This is a genomic window from Daejeonella sp. (genome assembly GCF_044342615.1).
Classification (GTDB): domain Bacteria; phylum Bacteroidota; class Bacteroidia; order Sphingobacteriales; family Sphingobacteriaceae; genus Daejeonella.
This window is the reverse complement of the sequence record NZ_JBIIPN010000055.1, coordinates 1-16912: the sequence shown is the minus strand read 5'-3', so window position 1 is coordinate 16912 and position 16912 is coordinate 1. Positions and strand designations below refer to the sequence as shown.

Below are 16912 nucleotides of genomic sequence, written 5' to 3'. Positions count from 1 at the left end.
GGCATTCATGCAATCGAAAATATTGTAAAATGATAATTTAGAATGTTCTAAATAAGCTATTTGAATGTGTTTTTGGTGGATATCAAGAATCAAAGCTGATTTTTTACCTTGTTGATAGTTTTTTATTATTCCCTGAATAAATGCATTTGCCTGATTTAAAATGATGGCTTCCCCGAAAATGTTTTTCAGCCTAAGATGTAAATCAGAATTTATTTTAAAAACATTTTGGATGTTTGCCGCTGCAATGGGTTTAGCTAAAACATCATTAGCATGTGTACTTTCGATGTATTTGGCATATTCGTATAAGTCTGCTTCTACAAATAGTTCTTGAGGAATAAAAGTAAATAGGTAGCTATCAAATGAAATTTTTACTTTGTTGAAAGGATATTTGAATTCTTTATGGCACTCTGGTAGACCTTCAATGGCTTCGATTAGAGATTTTGGACTCGATGTACCATTTAGTTCATATTCAACTAGTGCTTTAAGTTCATCTCTAACTTTATCAATAATTGCATATTGAATAGATTCAAAACCTAAATGTATCAAGAGGTCACATTTAGCGGCATTTTGAGATTGAAACTCATCGTCAATTAAGTACAGTAATTTATTCATCGATAACAAAAGTATAGTTTCTCTGAGATATTTTTCTAATTCTTTCAATTTGCAAATTATTTATTTGAATACATGCATTTCTTTAAAGAATTTTATTTAAGAATTTGCAATTTGCAGCAATGAATTTCCACAAGCTAATTGAACAAAATTTCGGAAATATTCCTACATCTCAACAGAGTGAGGTATTTTCATTATTGCAGAATTTTGTGCTTTCTAGCAATGCCGACTCCTGTTTTGTGCTTAAAGGTTATGCAGGTACAGGAAAAACAACGCTCATCAGCGCTCTTGTAAAAGTCTTACCTCAAGTTAAGCTAAAATCGGTTTTGCTAGCACCTACTGGGCGAGCAGCGAAGGTTATCAGCAATTATTCTGGTCGCAAAGCATTTACCATACACAAAAAAATATATCGTAAAAAAGTAGCTGCTAGTCCGGATATGAATTTTGTCCTCGGTGAAAATCTCATGGAAAACACTCTTTTTATTGTTGATGAGGCCTCCATGATCTCCGATCAAGTACATGATTATAGTCGCCATAGCCTTTTACAAGATCTTATAAGCTACGTTTACAATGGCAAAAATTGCAAACTAATGCTCGTTGGAGATACGGCACAGCTTCCCCCTGTAGGCTCGGCAACTAGTCCCGCACTAGAAAAAAATCTACTTAATTCTCAGTTTGGTTTAGAAGTATTTAGCTATGAGTTGACTGATGTTGTCCGTCAGGAAAAGCAATCGGGTATTTTATTCAATGCGACTGCAATTCGTGAATTGGTACGCAAGGAGAAGCAGGTTTTCCCTAAATTTAAAATCGGAGGTTATAAAGATATTTTCAGAATGACGGGTGAGCGTTTGGTTGAAGGCCTGAATTATGCCTACGATAAATATGGTATGGAAAATACCATTGTAATTTGCCGATCAAACAAGAATGCCAATGCGTACAATCAAAATATCCGGAACCGTATTTTGTATCGAGAGGAGGAAATAACGGGAGGGGATCATATCATGATTGTTCGAAATAATTATTTCTGGTTAAAACCTGAAGATGGTAGCGGTGATTTTATTGCCAATGGAGATATTGCTCGTATACGAAAAGTAAGAAGGGTAGAGGAGCAATATGGTTTCCGTTTTGCTGAAGTTGTTATTGAATTACTTGATTATCCCGACCAGGAACCATTAAGCTGCAAGGTTTTGATGGATACCCTGTACTGTGAGACCCCAAGCTTATCAAATATCGACAGTAAACGTTTGTATGAGGCTGTACTAGAGGATTATATGCATATCCAGAATAAGAAAATGCGTATGGATGAAATGAAGAAAGACCCCTATTATAATGCACTCCAAATAAAGTTTGCCTTTGCGGTAACTTGTCATAAAGCGCAGGGAGGTCAATGGCCTGCTGTTTTTATTGATCAGGGTTATCTTACGGATGAAATGCTCAATACAGAATTTTTAAGATGGCTTTATACGGGTGTGACGCGATCATCAGCAGAATTATTTTTGGTGAACTTTAGCGATGAATTTTTTGCTGAAAACACAAAATAATATACAAAAAAAAATGCTTAATTCCAAATTCTGTAGAAACTGGAATTAAGCACCTGATAATGAGATTCTTGCTTATTTTCTTGAAATTTTCGGATCAATAAATTCCCAATCCAATACATGTGGGTGAACATGCTCTCTTTTCACGATGGCATTCATTTCGGCGATGATTTGCGGGTGCAAGGAAGCGATATCAGTGCTTTCATTGCGATCTTTCTCTAAATCAAATAACTGCCATTTAGCGTCTGGTTTATTTCTAACATTTAGTTTAACACCCTTCCAATTTCCAATTCGAACAGCTAATTGGCCGCCATTTTCAGGGTATTCAAAATAAAGAAAACCATGCTTTTGTTGTTCTTTTGATTTGCCTAAAAGTTCAGGTAAAAGTGATATTCCATCAGTATTTGTAATTTTATTTCCTGTGATATCAGCGAGTGTAGCCATAATATCAAACTGACCTGAAACATGGTCGCTAACTGTATTTGCTTTTATCTTATTTGGCCAACGAGCTAAGAATGGAACCCGAATTCCACCTTCATAAAGGTCCATTTTTAAACCGCGTAAGCCAGAAACACTATTGAAAAACTTCGTATCAACACCTGCCGAAAAAGTTGCTCCATTATCGCTTGAAAACATGATTATGGTATTATTGTCTAATCCCAATTCTTTAACTTTTCGCATCACGGCTCCAACCTGATCATCTAAAAAGGTAATCATTGCGGCATAGGTAGAAAGTGGATATTTGCTAGGAGCGTAGCCTTTTTCTCCATAATAAGGCTTCTCATCAAATAGCCCAATGTACTTTTTTACATACTCTTCAGGAGCTTGTAGAGCTAAATGGGGCAAAGGGAATGGTAGGTATAAGTAAAATGGATTATTCTTGTTTTTATCTAAAAAGCCCAATGCTTTTTGAGTCATTTTTGCTGGTGCATAATCTTTTCCAATAAATTTATTAAAATCTGCATCGGTAGCAGTTTGAGGGTCGATTTTGCCATGAACCATGAATGAATGATTGTTTAAAGCATCCCATTTATCATTTTCCCATAAATGTGTAGGGTAGAAATTATGTGCTTGTTTTTGATCGAGGTAACCATAATAATAATCGAAACCATGTTTTAGCGGACTCCCAGTGGTATTGGTTACTCCCATGCCCCATTTACCTACTAGTCCGGTGCTATAACCTCTTTCTTTCAGCATTTTAGCCACAGTATAAGCACCTTCATGTAAAGGCATTTGTCCGCCTTCCAAGCTATCCGCAAAGCCTCCTAATTCATAATTACCTCTGATATAGGAGTGTCCCGAATGCTTACCGGTCATTAAAATACTTCTTGATGGAGCACAAACGGGAGCGCCACTATAATGCTGGGTAAAGCGCATGCCCTCCTTCGCTAATTGATCTAAATTTGGTGTTTTTATTTTTGTTTGTCCATAGCTACCCAATTCGCCATAACCTAAATCATCTGCATAGATATAAATGATATTTGGCTTTGAACTTGATTTTTGTGCGATTGAGGTAAATGGAATGATAAACAGTAGGAGAATGTTTCCACTTATGAACATCCATTTTTTTAGGGAATAGCTTTTTGATGTTAACATTTTTTAATTTTTAATAAAAATTCAATTGCAATATAAATAAATCGCTTAAAATATCATCATAGGCATTGAATAATCGTTTAAAATTATAATTCTTTTAATTTTTTCTTATTTTCACTAATTAGTTAAATGTATTTAATTTATGAGAAAAATTGGTTTTGTTTTAGTTTTCGGACTTGTCTTATTTGTATTTGGCCCGACTTTTTCGCAGGAAAACAAGAAAAATATCATTGTTTTTTTGGTGGATGATATGGGTTGGCAAGATACTTCTGTACCATTTTGGGATAAAAGAACACCTTTTAACGATTTATACCGTACTCCCAACATGGAGCGATTGGCTAAAAGAGGAATGAAATTTAGTAATGCCTATGCTAATCCAGTTTGCACCCCAACAAGAGTGAGTTTAGCTACAGGAATGAATGAATCCCGACATAGAATCACTAATTGGACCAATGTAAAAAAAGATACCCCAACGGATTACCCTGATAGTCTATTGACACCACCAAATTGGAATCACAATGGTTTGAGTACCGCACCAGGAATTGCAAATTCAGTTGTTGCTACACCCTTGCCAATGCTGTTGAAGCAAGCAGGATATTTCAATATTCATTGTGGGAAGGCACATTTTTCTCCTTATGGAACTCCAGCTTCTAACCCCATTAATATTGGTTTTGATGTAAATATTGCGGGATCTGCAGCTGGTCATCCTGGGAGCTTTTTAGCTAAAGATTCTTACCGAAGCAATCCAAATGATACCCTGTGGGCAGTACGTGGACTTGATAAATACATTGCGCAAGGATTAAACCTCACTGAAGCCTTAACAAGAGAGGCAATTGCCACTTTGGAGGCCAATAAAAATAATGGGAAGCCATTTTTCTTGCACATGTCGCATTATGCAGTGCACATTCCTTTGAGTAAGGATGATCGTTTTTACCAATATTATATTGATAAAGGTGTTTCTGATACGGAAGCTCGCTATGCAGCCTTAGTTGAAGGTATGGATAAAAGCTTGGGCGATTTAATGGATTATCTTGATAAAGAGGGTATTGCAGATGATACCTATATTTTATTTTTATCAGACAATGGAGGATTAAGTCTGACACCACAAAGAGGAGGGAAGGCTCATACTCAAAATCTTCCACTAAAGCAGGGAAAGGGTTCATTATATGAAGGCGGAATCCGCATTCCGATGCTAGTTGCTGGTCCGGGGATTGCCCCATCAAGCACCACAAAGCAATATGTTGGGATTGATGATATTTTTCCGACTATAATGGAATTTGCGGGACAGAAAAAATATAAGACTATTCAAACTGTTGATGGGAAAAGCATGCTTCCGTTTTTGAAGGATGCAAACAAAATGGATTCTGAGAAGCTGCTTTTATGGCATTATCCAAATAACTGGACTACTGTAAATTTGAAGGGAATATCATGGGGTACAGCCTTGCGTAAGGGTAATTGGAAGCTTATTTATTTCCATAAGTATCAAACGATGGAGCTTTATGATTTAAGTAATGATATAGGTGAGGAAAAGGATTTGGCAGCTAAATATCCTGAAAAGGTGAAGGAGATGGCAGATTTAATGACAAAGGAGCTAAAGTCTAAAAATGCTTTGATGCCTAGCTTTAAAAAGGATGGAAAACAGGTGCCATGGCCTGATGAGCAATTTAAATTTATGAATTTATCGGCTAAAAAATAATTTTCGTTTATTGACGACAGAGACGTTCAATGAGCGTAGTATTTTCTGGATAGTCTGTTTTTAATTTATCCACGAAAGCGAGTTCAAAATCATTGAAATCGAAGCCAGGAGCTACAGTACAACCCACAAAGGAGTATTCGCCCTTGCTTTCGGAGGCAAACCATGCTCCAGCAGGTACTGTAGCTTGGTAAACTTCACCTTTAACGCTATCCCGACCAAGTTTTATGATTTCATATTCACCATTGATATGAAGAACATGAACATGTAAACTATCACCTTCATAGAAATGCCAGCATTCGTCGCTTTTGATGCGGTGAAAGGCAGAAAATAGATCTTTTAAGAGCAGAAAATAAATGGCTGTGCTAATTGATCGAGCACCCGAAAATTGCTCTGGTAAAGCTGCCTGAGGAATATTTGCCGCAGATCTATAGGTTTCTTTATAATATCCACCCTCAGGGTGTGCTGTTAATTGGTATTGCTTGATAAGGTTTTCGATCATGAGGCGCAAAAATGGGTTAAAATTTGTGAAAGAGCGAAAAATTGCTTATATTAATTACTGTTTCCATTTCTATCGCATTTTTCAGATTATTCCTATCCAAATATTGAATTTATTGTCTTTGGAAAAGATAAATGTATAAGGTGAAATTATTAGATTTTTTTTAATATCTCTAAATCGATTTTTTTGCGTTTAAAAATCATAAGCCATATAGAAAGAGTGCTAGAAGACAGTTTTTAAGATAATTTAGACTGAGTATTAATTAGTTATTTTAATGAAGTATTCAAATAATATTAGAGAAACTTAATATACACGGATCATTGCTCGTAATCTCATTATAATATTTCAAACCCGATCTGCCAAAGAAAAATGAAAGATTTAAAACACCTGAATCTTTTTCATATGGAACACAATTAGAACTTTGGTTATGGAGAACTTTATTTGCATTTAATAGCCTACTGCCTGAATAGCCACAACAAACGTGATCGAATAAATATTTATCAGAGAATTCGTTTTCACCATAATTCTTTAGTATTCCGGATAAACTATCATTCCAATTTATTTTTAAACTTTCAGCAATTGCCAAATTTATTCCTACTCCTCCGTTACACCAAGAATGATTTTCTCTCAATGCAATATTATCTGATACCCAATTTTTACCTTCATAGGAATAGGTGGATATGAAATCTTTTTGAAGTTGAATAATAATTTCTTTGTTAATTTGATAACCATAATTGCATAGCTTTGATAAGCTCATTAAAAGGCCAGCTTTCCCATGTGCTAATCCAAGATTAGAAACACTGTAATATGCAGAATAATTCATGTTGATATTATGAATAATCTTCTTTAATAGTTTTGATCTATTTTTAGGGAAAAGTTTATTGTGGATGGCTAAAACAATTATTAATCCAATTTCACCTGCCATTAGGTCATTTTTTTTTCTGTTCAAAGTATGATTGTTTTCAATGATTTCATAAACCATACTTATAGCCGAATCAATTTTTTCCACCTTCGTTATTTTATTTATTATTAATAAAAATAAGAGCAAAGATCCTAAACCATTATATGCACCTCCATTAGGAATTTTTATTAGCTGTTCTTTTTTTTTAAAAATATAATCTATATAATTAATGCAAATCTTCTTAAAATTACTATTATTTTTATATGATAAAATTAGTCCAGGTAAACCATGACAAAGATCGATTCCCATTATTTCCAATCTATAATTCCCAATTGTGTCTTGGCAATTTAAAATTGAACTCGATATAAAACTAATCTCAGATTCAGTTTGACTTTGAAATGTTTCGAAGTCTTTTGTTTTTAATCTTTTTAATATCCACTCAAATTCATTTTTGATTTCAGATAATTCATTAATTGAAAACTCAAAAAAATTATTCAAATCAAAATGAATGTGACTAATTTTAACTAAGGATGAATTATAGATGTTGCCCATTAAATCACCATAGAAAACTGGAATGTCGGCCTTTTGAATCGAATCGAACTCTGAAAAAACTATTGTTTTTTCAATTTTATCTTCACTATCTAAAATAGTTATTACCTTATTTTTTTTGAGATTTTCATCTAATTTCAAATAATCATATGAAAAATATTTTTTAATTAAATTATGGTAGAAAATAGTGGGTCTAAGTAATACACGAAATTTTGTACTTGAATAATTAATTAATAATTGACTAATAGAGTCCTTATGTGCCATAATTGATTCTAAACAATCATCAATTCCTTTTCTTATGTTAATTAAGTAATTATTTTGAGATATATCTATAGTATTTTCTGAGTAAAACTTTTTTGTAATACGTTCAATATTTATTTCTTTATTCACACTGTCGAATAATAAAGTGTTTAATAGATTAAAATTGCACAGTGCTAAAGAGTTTTGTTCTTCATACTTGTCAACTATGTCACCACGCCAGAAATTATAATTGAAAATTGTTTCAAAATCAATGATTACAAGTTTATTATTTGATATAGCTATATTATCTTCATGTAAATCATTTAATCCTAATAGTTTCAGTATAGGAAGTGATAAACCCAAATTATACATCCACATAGAGATATCATCGTTATTGTTAATAGGGATGCTTTCTTGGTAGTATGATGTGCCGGTTTTTATTAAGTCTGGAAGTATGAAAAGCTCATTTCCCAATATCTTAAAAACACTATCAAATAGTTCTTTAATTTTAAATTCAATCTCAAAATGTTTTGGTTTATAAAAAAAAATTTTTTTATCCTCTGAAAATTTCACAACACATTTGCCTTCAAAATGAAAATCTGAGTTTTTCAGGAGAGATATTTCTCTAGAATTACCCAAATCGATTTGTAGTTTTTTGGAAAAACTTTTTTCAAAAAAAAGTATTTTATTTCGAATATCTAAATAACTATATCTGGAATTTTCATTGTAAAATATCCCGGATTCGTACCTTAAAAAGGGTATAGGACCAAAAATTTCTTTTAATCTAAAAAATTTGTAATCGTTTAGCATGATTTAATTAATTCCAATATTCTATTGTGGTGTTTTTTAATTATGGGATTGTCTACCTTATCTAAATAATTTGTTTTTATTCTATTTTTAAAATATTTAATATCAAATTCTTCATCAATTATTGATGCAAATGCATGCAACACGAATATTAGGTTTATTAATTCTCTGGGCATATATTTTTGCATTACTTCAAAGTCTGGGTTAGATTTAGATAGACTATTTTCAAAATCAAGAAATTCACCTGAAACGCACACATTAAAAATATTAAGTGCGTTATAAAACAAATTGTTATTGTGAAGTATAGCTAAATTTTCTATGCATTTATCAATAAAGCTCTCCTGTATTGAATAATTTGATTTATATAAATATTTGATATGTTTTTTTAATATTTTTTTATCAATAAAAGAAGAATCTGATATCCTAATTGGAGAATGAACCCTGTATTGTAGTATAAAAGGTTTAATCATTTTAATACCAACACCAGAAAAGTTTGAACCTGATAATGAATGCACAGATTCATATATTGGACAGTATACTCCTTTTGAATAGGCTAACTTCCCAAAGTTAAATTCTTTTAATGCACATTTTCTTGAAAGTGCCCCCCAAACATGACCATCTAGATATTCACATATATTTATTACGGGTTTATCAAATAATGTAAAGCCAATCCCCTTCAACACTCTATAGTATCCATCATCATGTGATTTTATAATACTTCTACCATGAAAGCTCGAAACTAAAAATCCACTTTCGGGTTCAAGAGCGTTAGTCCCAACAAAATAAGGTTGAATATCGAAAGAATAGGCCGATGATTTCTTAACTATTAAATAATCATCGGCCCTAATAAGTGGAATAACTTTTAAATAATTAGTTAAATCCATTATTTATCAACAAGAATGATTCGAAGTAGTTGGAAATGTTGTTGAACATTTGCCATTACCCATTTTTACTAGGTCTTCTTCTTTTAAATCACTTTCTATAAAAGGAATAACTATGTGTTTAACTTCCTTTGTGTCAAAAAGTAATTTAACATCTACATTTTCTTCAATTTCAATACCTAATTCTTCTTTAAGATAAATTAGATCATTTTCAATTAACTTGTTCATTTCATTTAAAATTTAAATTTTGCCTACTCATTTGGCTTTTCGGCTTCGCCCCGTTTTTAAAGTGGGTCTGGACTCCACTTTTTCGTTTTAATAAATACATTATTCTTACTAATTGGTAAGTTAGCAATATTGTTTTCGCAGGTCGTTTCTTAGGTTACCCAAAATGCAACGTATAGAACTTTGCTAACATTACTTTCTTTCTCATTTACTGTATTTTGATTATGGTTGAATAGACTATTTGCTAAGTAGATGATTGGGTATTTAGTTTCAATGCTTATTTAAGAATTGTATCTATAACTTGTTGTGCTAATTTTTTTATTCAATGTATTAACTACTCTATTTAAAAATTTCTAGATAAAAGGAAGGTGGCTATCCTTTTAATATCGGCTGCTTTTTGTTAACAGAGACAATTTTAACCAACTTCTCGAATTGAAAATCAGATTTTAAAAAATGTTTAATCACTATTAATAATAGGAAACCGCCGTGTTTGCCCATATACTATTGTGTTTAAAAATTGTAAAATTAAGGTTGTCTCATTTTTACATATAATGTTAAATCCAAAAATTTGAATTTAACATTATATAGAATCAATTTAAGAATACACAATACAATGTTTCTAAAATTTAAACGCTAAGCCAAGATTAGATGCTTTTATTATCTTAACTCAGTTAGTTGACCATTCCTTAATGTAAAAACATAAGAAGAGACTTTACCGCATCTGCATAGATTGGTGGTTGCGCCACCTGTCGTGTTTGGTGTTACATTTCTAATTTCTAGTAAAACTGTACTGCCACAATTTTTGCAATTCACAGTTTGTGTTAAATTTATTAGACTCATTGTTTTAGTTTATTTTCCTACTAGTTAGGCTTTTCGGAATTCGCCCCGTTTTTAAAGTGATCTCTGGACTTCACTTGTTAATTAATAAATATATAAAATTAACCTAGCCATCCTCAAAAAAAATCATGTGACTTGCGCATTGTCACGTTTTGTAACGCTTTTTTCTTGCTAATGAACTTCTAGGGCCAAATTTGATTTTAGCAAATATGTTTCAACACTAATTCAGTCCCAACAATACTTACATAAGAAGGAAAGGTGCATGGTTTACCCATGTTTATACGAATTAAAGTCTATTGATTATTTTGATAAAATTCCCGGAAGGCAATTCTTGAATATCGCTCTTGAATACGTTCATAGTTATGATAGATATTGCATTGATTCTCCGATAAATAAAAAAACATCCAATCGTTAAATTGGAGGTTTTTTTGTGGAGCTGTATTGGATATTTTTTTTATAATTTTACAAATCCACTGTTTACTTATTTAAGAATATCATAAAATACATTTCCACTTTAAAATCAATTGGCAGCAAAACTTCAATAATTTATATTTGACAATATTTTTTGTTAATTTCAACATTGAAATAGAAATAAACTTATGCTTAAAAAGATACTACCTACCATTGCACTTTTACTTTTGTCACAACAAATATTTGGACAAGGATGTGTTTCAGTCAGGCATTTTGGCTCCTGCTCAGCTAATTTGACTCATAATACCTTTGGAAAAGGAGATATACAAGCAGGCATTAATTATCGTTATTTTAAGTCTTTTAGACATTTTAGAGGTACTCATGAGGAACCTGATCGTGTAACAAGTGGTACTGAAGTGATTAATCATTCAAGTAATTGGGAATATTCTTTAAGTTATTGGTTGTCAAATAAAACAAATTTTGTTTTGGGGATTCCTACACAAATTAATACACGATCATCCTTATACGAACATGGAAGAACTCAGAGGCATAAAACCTTTTCTCGAGGACTAGGTGATGTTAGATTTGGAATTCAGCAATGGCTTATTGATCCAGGGAAAAAGTCATGGAATATACAAATGGGATCTTCAATAAAACTTCCCACTGGTGATTATAATGTATCAGATATTTTTTACAACGTAGGTGTCAATGGAGGTCCAGAAGTGAGACCTGTTGACCAATCCATTCAATTAGGTGATGGAGGTTTTGGTTTTATAATGGAAACACAGATGTATCTTAAGTTAAATGATAAATTTTACCTAACAAATGGTGCTTTTTATTTATTTAATCCTAGAGAAACTAATGGTATAAAAACATTTAGGGAAAAACTTAATCCATTACTTGCTAATGAGTCAATCATGTCTGTTCCAGATCAATTTTCCACTCGGGTTGCCCTAAACTATTCTCCTAATACAAGTTCAAATATTTCTATTGGAGGTCGTTATGAGGGTGTCCCAGTGCATGATATAATTGGTGGTAGTAAGGGTTTCAGGCGCCCCGGAAATATACTTTCCTTAGAACCGACATATTCATACATGAAAAATAATTTGACCTTAAATTTAGGTTTACCGATTGCTGTAAGAAGAAATCGACCTCAAAGTTATACTGATTTAGAGTATCAAAAAAATACAGGAATATATAGGAATGGGGATGCAGCCTTTGCTGATTACGCCTTAAATATTGGTGTTCAATATACTTTTAAAAAAAGACTAAAAGCACAGGTTCTACCTCAATCTGAGATTCCTCAGCTTTAAATATTATTTAATTTTATAATTATAAAGTTTTAATTCTAAGAAAAATTGTTCTACTCAAATATTTATTAGATGTAGTAATTAAAAAGCTTTGAAAAGCCTATGTTTCTAAAATCTTTGAGTAACGAGGTTATTAAAAATGAAACTCAGCTAGTGTTTTAGCTAGCTGAGTAATTAAATTTTAGAGCTTTTAAGCTCTATTGTGGACCCGGAGAGATTCGAACTCTCGTCCAAACATGGGACAAATTATGCTTTCTACATGCTTAGCTGTTGTTTAATTGTCGGGAAGGGGAAGGTCAACTGCTTACCTATACCTTCTTCCTTAGATGTTTTGTCTTACCGGATTATCACACCATTAAACCCTGGCCAGTCCTGTTGTTCGATGCCCCTAATGTCAGACTACAGAACAGAATCTGACGGAACAAAAGCTTACTTAATTCTAAATTAAGCAGCTAAGGCGTAGTTATTTTCGCCAATTGTGGTTTGAAAGTTCAGATTTGAGCGCTAATACTCACAATGCGCTGCATGCTTACATACCTATCTCCACCCTGTCAATTCCGGTCGGGCCCGATATGAATATATACAAAGATACGAAAAATCGATCATATCCTTTGTTAAAATCAGTCAATACGCCCTGGATAAACCGCTAAAGCTTTCTCCAAGCAAGTCATTGCTGCATCTAAATCTTGTTTATTCAAAACGTATGCCAAACGTACTTCGTTTAATCCTGTCCCTGCAGTACTGTAAAAACCCGTCGCTGGAGCCATCATCACTGTCTGGTTGTCATATTCAAACTCCTCCAGCATCCATTGACAGAATTTATCGGCATTATCAATTGGGAACTTAGCAACCACATAAAAAGCACCACCTGGATTTGGGCAAAAAACACCTTTAATACTGTTTAAGCGAGTAACCAAGGTATCACGACGCATGGTATATTCCTTATTTACCTTCTCAAAATAGCTATCTGGGGTATCTACAGCGGCTGAAGCGGCAATTTGTTCAACCATTCCTGGACTTAATCTCGCTTGGGCGAATTTTAATCCCGCAGCAATAACTTCCTTGTTCTTGGTAATCAAGCAACCCAAACGAGCACCGCATGCGCTGTAGCGCTTAGAAACAGTATCCATAACGATAACATGTTCTTCTAAGCCTTCTAGGTGCATCGGAGAAATGAATTCCTTGCCATCGTAACAGAATTCACGATAAGCTTCATCTGAGAATAAAAACAGATTGTATTTTAAGCAAAGATCTCTCAATGCCTCCAACTCTTTTTTTGAATATAAATAACCTGTAGGATTATTAGGGTTACAAATGATTATCGCCTTCGTTTTTGGAGTAATTAGTTTTTCAAATTCGCTAATTTCTGGCAAAGCAAAACCAGTCTCGATATGTGATAAAATAGGTTTTACCACTACATTGCTCATGCATGCAAAACCATTATAATTTGCATAAAATGGCTCAGGAATAATGATTTCATCACCTTCATTTACACAAGCCTGCATGGCTATCGTAATTGCCTCAGAACCACCAACGGTAACCAAAATCTGTGATGGATCGATGTTGTAATTTAACTTATTGTAATATTCAGTCAGTTTACTGCGATAGGCCAATGTTCCTTCAGATGGAGTATAAGCCCACACGTTAAAGTCGATATTTTTTATCGCGTTAAGCATCCCTTCCGGGGTTTCAATATCTGGCTGACCAATATTTAAGTGATAAACCTTTTTACCTTCACTTTTAGCCTTATCAGCAAATGGAGTTAATTTTCGAATCGGGGAGGCGGGCATTTGCCGGCCTTTACTTGAAATTTCTGGCATGGAACAAAAATAAAAAAAACCTTATCGCTTAGATTATTTTTCTTGTTTTATTTTCATTAATTATTTGCTGCTATTTTGGATAATGTTTCCATGTTAAAATCAATTTTTGTTGAATTTCTGAAGCTAAATCATCCCTTTAATAGTATAATTAATAATATCTCTCATTTTTTAAAATCCTTATATTATTTTAATTGAACCAGTTTTTCAGCTAATTGATTCATTTATGGAAAGAACTAATTGCAATAATTTGGTAAAATACTTGTTAGGCAAATTATTATTTTGCTTATGAATGATCAAATCATAAAGGCTTTTCTTATTTTTGCCCTTTAAGCAGAACATGAAAGAAAGCTCAGTGACAGATAATTTTTTACCCGGACAGGAAGAATTAAGCTTTGAAGATTTCAGAAGCCTAATCATTAGTGATTATAAAATTGCTTATGAGAGTCGCCAGGCTAGTCTTTTAGGTCGTAAAGAGGTTCTTACCGGCAAGGCCAAATTTGGAATCTTTGGGGATGGTAAGGAAGTGGCGCAGCTTGCTATGGCCAAGGCTTTTAAAGCAGGTGATTGGCGTTCGGGATATTATCGCGATCAAACATTTATGCTTGCTGCAGGAATGTTAACCATGCCTGAGTTTTTCGCTCAATTATACGCAAATACGGATATCGACGCAGATCCAGGTTCTGGAGGAAGGCAGATGAATTGTCATTTTGCTACCCGACTTCTCGATGAAGATGGAAAATGGTTGGATCTAACTAAAACTAAGAACTCCTCAGCTGATATTTCACCTACTGGCGGACAAATGGGACGTTTGGTAGGTTTAGCTTTGGCTTCTAAATTATTCAGAAATAATCCTGAATTAGAATATTTAAAGAACTTTTCTGTTGATGGTAATGAAGTTGCTTTTGGTACCATTGGTAATGCTTCCACCTCTGAAGGAATATTTTTTGAGTCGATAAATGCCGCTGGTGTACTTCAAATACCTATGGCTATTTCCATTTGGGATGATGGCTATGGAATTTCGGTTCCAGCTGAATATCAGACTACTAAGCAAGATATTTCGGAAATCCTAAAAGGATTCCAACGTGATGAAAAAGGTGAAGGTTATGAGATTTTCAAAGTTAGAGGTTGGGATTATCCAGGCTTGTGTGAGACTTATGAAAAGGCCATTCGCATTTGTCGCGAACAACATATTCCCGTAATGATTCATGTTACCGAAATGACACAACCTCAGGGTCACTCTACTTCGGGATCGCATGAGCGTTATAAAGATAAGTCTAGAATTGCTTGGGAAAATGAGTTCGATTGTATGCTCCAAATGAGAAAATGGATGCTTGAATCAGCCATTGCCACAGAGGATGAATTGGATGGGCTCGAAGCAACAGCTAAAACTTATATTCGCGATTGTCAGAAACAAGCTTGGGTAGATTTTAATGCTTCAATGAAATTGGAGCTTGAAATGGTAAATTCGATTGTTCAAAATACTGATAATCAGGAACTTATTAATCAAGTAAATGCGCTTAAAGCTAGTATTGATCCATCCCGTAAGGATGTGATTTCTATGGTAAGGCATGCTTTGCGTATTTTAAGAAATGATCAATCTGAAGCCAAGAAAAACCTGCAAAATTGGTATGCTCAACAGCATGAATCTAATTTTGAGCGATATAATTCTAAACTTTTCACTGAATCAGCAGAATCTCCACTTCATATTAAAGGAATAGCACCAGAATATGACGATGATACCAAATTGGTTGATGGAAGAGAGATTTTAAATGCTTGCTTTGATTCTAATTTTGCTCGTGATGCACGAATTCTCGCTTTTGGGGAAGATGTAGGTACTATTGGTGATGTAAACCAAGGTTTTGCTGGTTTGCAGGCTAAATATGGGAAAAAGAGAATTACTGATACTGGAATTCGTGAGATGACCATTATCGGACAAGGAATTGGATTAGCTATGCGTGGCTTGCGCCCAATTGCTGAAATTCAATATTTAGATTATCTACTTTTTGCTTTGAATATCCTTAGTGATGATTTAGCTACTTTGAGTTATCGCACAAGAGGAAGACAAAAAGCTCCTTTAATTGTCCGTACTCGTGGACACCGTTTAGAAGGGATTTGGCATTCAGGTTCACCAATGGGTATGATTATTAATGCCTTGAGAGGTGTTCATGTTTGTGTGCCTAGAAATATGACGCAAGCTGCTGGAATGTACAATACCCTGCTTCGTGGAGATGAACCAGCATTGGTTATTGAGTGTTTAAATGGCTATCGTTTGAAGGAAAAGATGCCATCAAATGTAGGTGATTTTAGAGTTGAATTAGGTAAAGCTGAAATCATTCGTGAAGGTTCTGATATGACCATTATTTCTTATGGTTCTACTTTAAGAATTGTGGAGCAAGCAGCAGAAGAACTTGAAAAAATGGGTATCCATGTCGAAATTATTGATCCTCAAACATTCTTACCTTTCGATTTAGATCATATTTGTTCTAAATCATTGCGTAAAACCAATAAGCTCTTGGTGGTTGGTGAGGATGTTCCGGGTGGATCATCAGCATTTATCATGCAACAAGTTTTAGAAAAGCAAAATGGTTATCAGTATTTAGATGGTAAGCCGAGAACATTAACGGGAAAGCCACACCGTACACCATATGGCTCTGATGGTGATTATTTTAGCAAACCTTCACTGGATGATGTGATGGAGATGGTTTATGAAATGATGAATGAGAGTGCTCCAGGGAAGTTTCCGGGTTTGTTTTAATAATTGATTAATTTTCGTTTGTACTGAGATTTTGTGGCTCATATGGATTGCTTCGCTACGCTCGCAATGACAAAGAGAGCTGCGCTTGCAATGACAAAGAGGGCTTCGCTCGCAATGACAATGCAGGCTGATCCCCATTTACTCAGTAACTACCTTTCTAATGATTAGGGTTTTATCCGACATGTCATTGCGAGGAGGCACGACGAAGCAAACTCATGTTAGCAGGAAAGAGATTGCTTCGCTA

Annotated in this window: 11 protein-coding genes and 1 other RNA gene; 4 read left to right on the top strand and 8 right to left on the bottom strand. The window is 33.9% G+C overall.

Translation table 11 applies throughout. The features are described from left to right. Window positions 1–660 (bottom strand): DUF3822 family protein (locus ACIQ0D_RS06545; RefSeq protein WP_395803934.1); only part of this gene is annotated, 660 nt, incomplete at its 3' end. A gap of 71 nt (window positions 661–731) precedes the next feature. Between ACIQ0D_RS06545 and ACIQ0D_RS06540 the strand changes: the two genes are divergently transcribed. Continuing rightward, on the top strand, window positions 732–2150 hold the full coding sequence (locus ACIQ0D_RS06540; RefSeq protein WP_395803932.1) for an ATP-dependent RecD-like DNA helicase: 1419 nt from the start codon (window positions 732–734) through the stop codon (window positions 2148–2150). A gap of 72 nt (window positions 2151–2222) precedes the next feature. Here the strand turns inward: ACIQ0D_RS06540 and ACIQ0D_RS06535 are convergent, their stop codons facing one another. Next, window positions 2223–3743 (bottom strand): arylsulfatase, encoded by a 1521-nt coding sequence (locus ACIQ0D_RS06535; RefSeq protein ID WP_395803930.1) that lies wholly within the window; start codon window positions 3741–3743, stop codon window positions 2223–2225. Window positions 3744–3882: 139 nt separating this feature from the next. Here ACIQ0D_RS06535 and ACIQ0D_RS06530 point away from each other — a divergent pair, with 139 nt between their 5' ends. Further along, entirely contained in the window at window positions 3883–5436 is a 1554-nt protein-coding gene (locus tag ACIQ0D_RS06530; protein WP_395803929.1) for a sulfatase, read from the top strand. A 7-nt stretch (window positions 5437–5443) separates the two neighbouring features. On the opposite strand, the gene ACIQ0D_RS06525 is transcribed toward ACIQ0D_RS06530, so the two are convergent. The 4 genes from ACIQ0D_RS06525 to ACIQ0D_RS06510 form a co-directional block, all read right to left on the bottom strand. Further along, complete coding sequence (locus tag ACIQ0D_RS06525; RefSeq protein WP_395803927.1) at window positions 5444–5935, bottom strand: cupin domain-containing protein; 492 nt, start codon at window positions 5933–5935, stop codon at window positions 5444–5446. A gap of 280 nt (window positions 5936–6215) precedes the next feature. Beyond that, the gene (locus tag ACIQ0D_RS06520) at window positions 6216–8432 is read right to left on the bottom strand and encodes a DUF4135 domain-containing protein (protein WP_395803926.1); all 2217 of its coding nucleotides are present in this window, start codon (window positions 8430–8432) and stop codon (window positions 6216–6218) included. Continuing rightward, window positions 8426–9313 carry a hypothetical protein gene (locus ACIQ0D_RS06515; protein WP_395803924.1) on the bottom strand — a complete coding sequence of 296 codons (888 nt, stop codon included), beginning with the start codon at window positions 9311–9313 and terminating at the stop codon, window positions 8426–8428. Before ACIQ0D_RS06515 ends, ACIQ0D_RS06520 begins: the two co-directional genes overlap by 7 nt. Window positions 9314–9319: 6 nt before the next feature. Continuing rightward, window positions 9320–9538, bottom strand: a complete 219-nt coding sequence (locus tag ACIQ0D_RS06510) for a hypothetical protein (RefSeq protein WP_395803922.1) — start codon at window positions 9536–9538, stop codon at window positions 9320–9322. 1433 nt (window positions 9539–10971) lie between these two features. Between ACIQ0D_RS06510 and ACIQ0D_RS06505 the strand changes: the two genes are divergently transcribed. Continuing rightward, window positions 10972–12096, top strand: coding sequence for a hypothetical protein (locus tag ACIQ0D_RS06505; protein ID WP_395803920.1), 1125 nt, complete (start codon window positions 10972–10974; stop codon window positions 12094–12096). Window positions 12097–12293: 197 nt separating this feature from the next. On the opposite strand, the gene ssrA is transcribed toward ACIQ0D_RS06505, so the two are convergent. Continuing rightward, window positions 12294–12662, bottom strand: a transfer-messenger RNA (tmRNA) gene (ssrA, locus tag ACIQ0D_RS06500). A 51-nt stretch (window positions 12663–12713) separates the two neighbouring features. Then, complete coding sequence (locus ACIQ0D_RS06495; protein WP_395803918.1) at window positions 12714–13913, bottom strand: pyridoxal phosphate-dependent aminotransferase; 1200 nt, start codon at window positions 13911–13913, stop codon at window positions 12714–12716. 337 nt (window positions 13914–14250) lie between these two features. Between ACIQ0D_RS06495 and ACIQ0D_RS06490 the strand changes: the two genes are divergently transcribed. After that, window positions 14251–16668 carry a transketolase C-terminal domain-containing protein gene (locus tag ACIQ0D_RS06490; RefSeq protein ID WP_395803916.1) on the top strand — a complete coding sequence of 806 codons (2418 nt, stop codon included), beginning with the start codon at window positions 14251–14253 and terminating at the stop codon, window positions 16666–16668. Window positions 16669–16912 lie beyond the last annotated feature (244 nt).

Bases quoted from the DNA above. Each gene is read 5' to 3' on its own strand.
- ACIQ0D_RS06540 (WP_395803932.1), top strand. From the start codon at position 732: ATGAATTTCCACAAGCTAATTGAACAAAATTTCGGAAATATTCCTACA.
- ACIQ0D_RS06535 (WP_395803930.1), bottom strand. From the start codon at position 3,743: ATGTTAACATCAAAAAGCTATTCCCTAAAAAAATGGATGTTCATAAGT.
- ACIQ0D_RS06530 (WP_395803929.1), top strand. From the start codon at position 3,883: ATGAGAAAAATTGGTTTTGTTTTAGTTTTCGGACTTGTCTTATTTGTA.
- ACIQ0D_RS06525 (WP_395803927.1), bottom strand. From the start codon at position 5,935: ATGATCGAAAACCTTATCAAGCAATACCAATTAACAGCACACCCTGAG.
- ACIQ0D_RS06520 (WP_395803926.1), bottom strand. From the start codon at position 8,432: ATGCTAAACGATTACAAATTTTTTAGATTAAAAGAAATTTTTGGTCCT.
- ACIQ0D_RS06515 (WP_395803924.1), bottom strand. From the start codon at position 9,313: ATGGATTTAACTAATTATTTAAAAGTTATTCCACTTATTAGGGCCGAT.
- ACIQ0D_RS06510 (WP_395803922.1), bottom strand. From the start codon at position 9,538: ATGAACAAGTTAATTGAAAATGATCTAATTTATCTTAAAGAAGAATTA.
- ACIQ0D_RS06505 (WP_395803920.1), top strand. From the start codon at position 10,972: ATGCTTAAAAAGATACTACCTACCATTGCACTTTTACTTTTGTCACAA.
- ACIQ0D_RS06495 (WP_395803918.1), bottom strand. From the start codon at position 13,913: ATGCCAGAAATTTCAAGTAAAGGCCGGCAAATGCCCGCCTCCCCGATT.
- ACIQ0D_RS06490 (WP_395803916.1), top strand. From the start codon at position 14,251: ATGAAAGAAAGCTCAGTGACAGATAATTTTTTACCCGGACAGGAAGAA.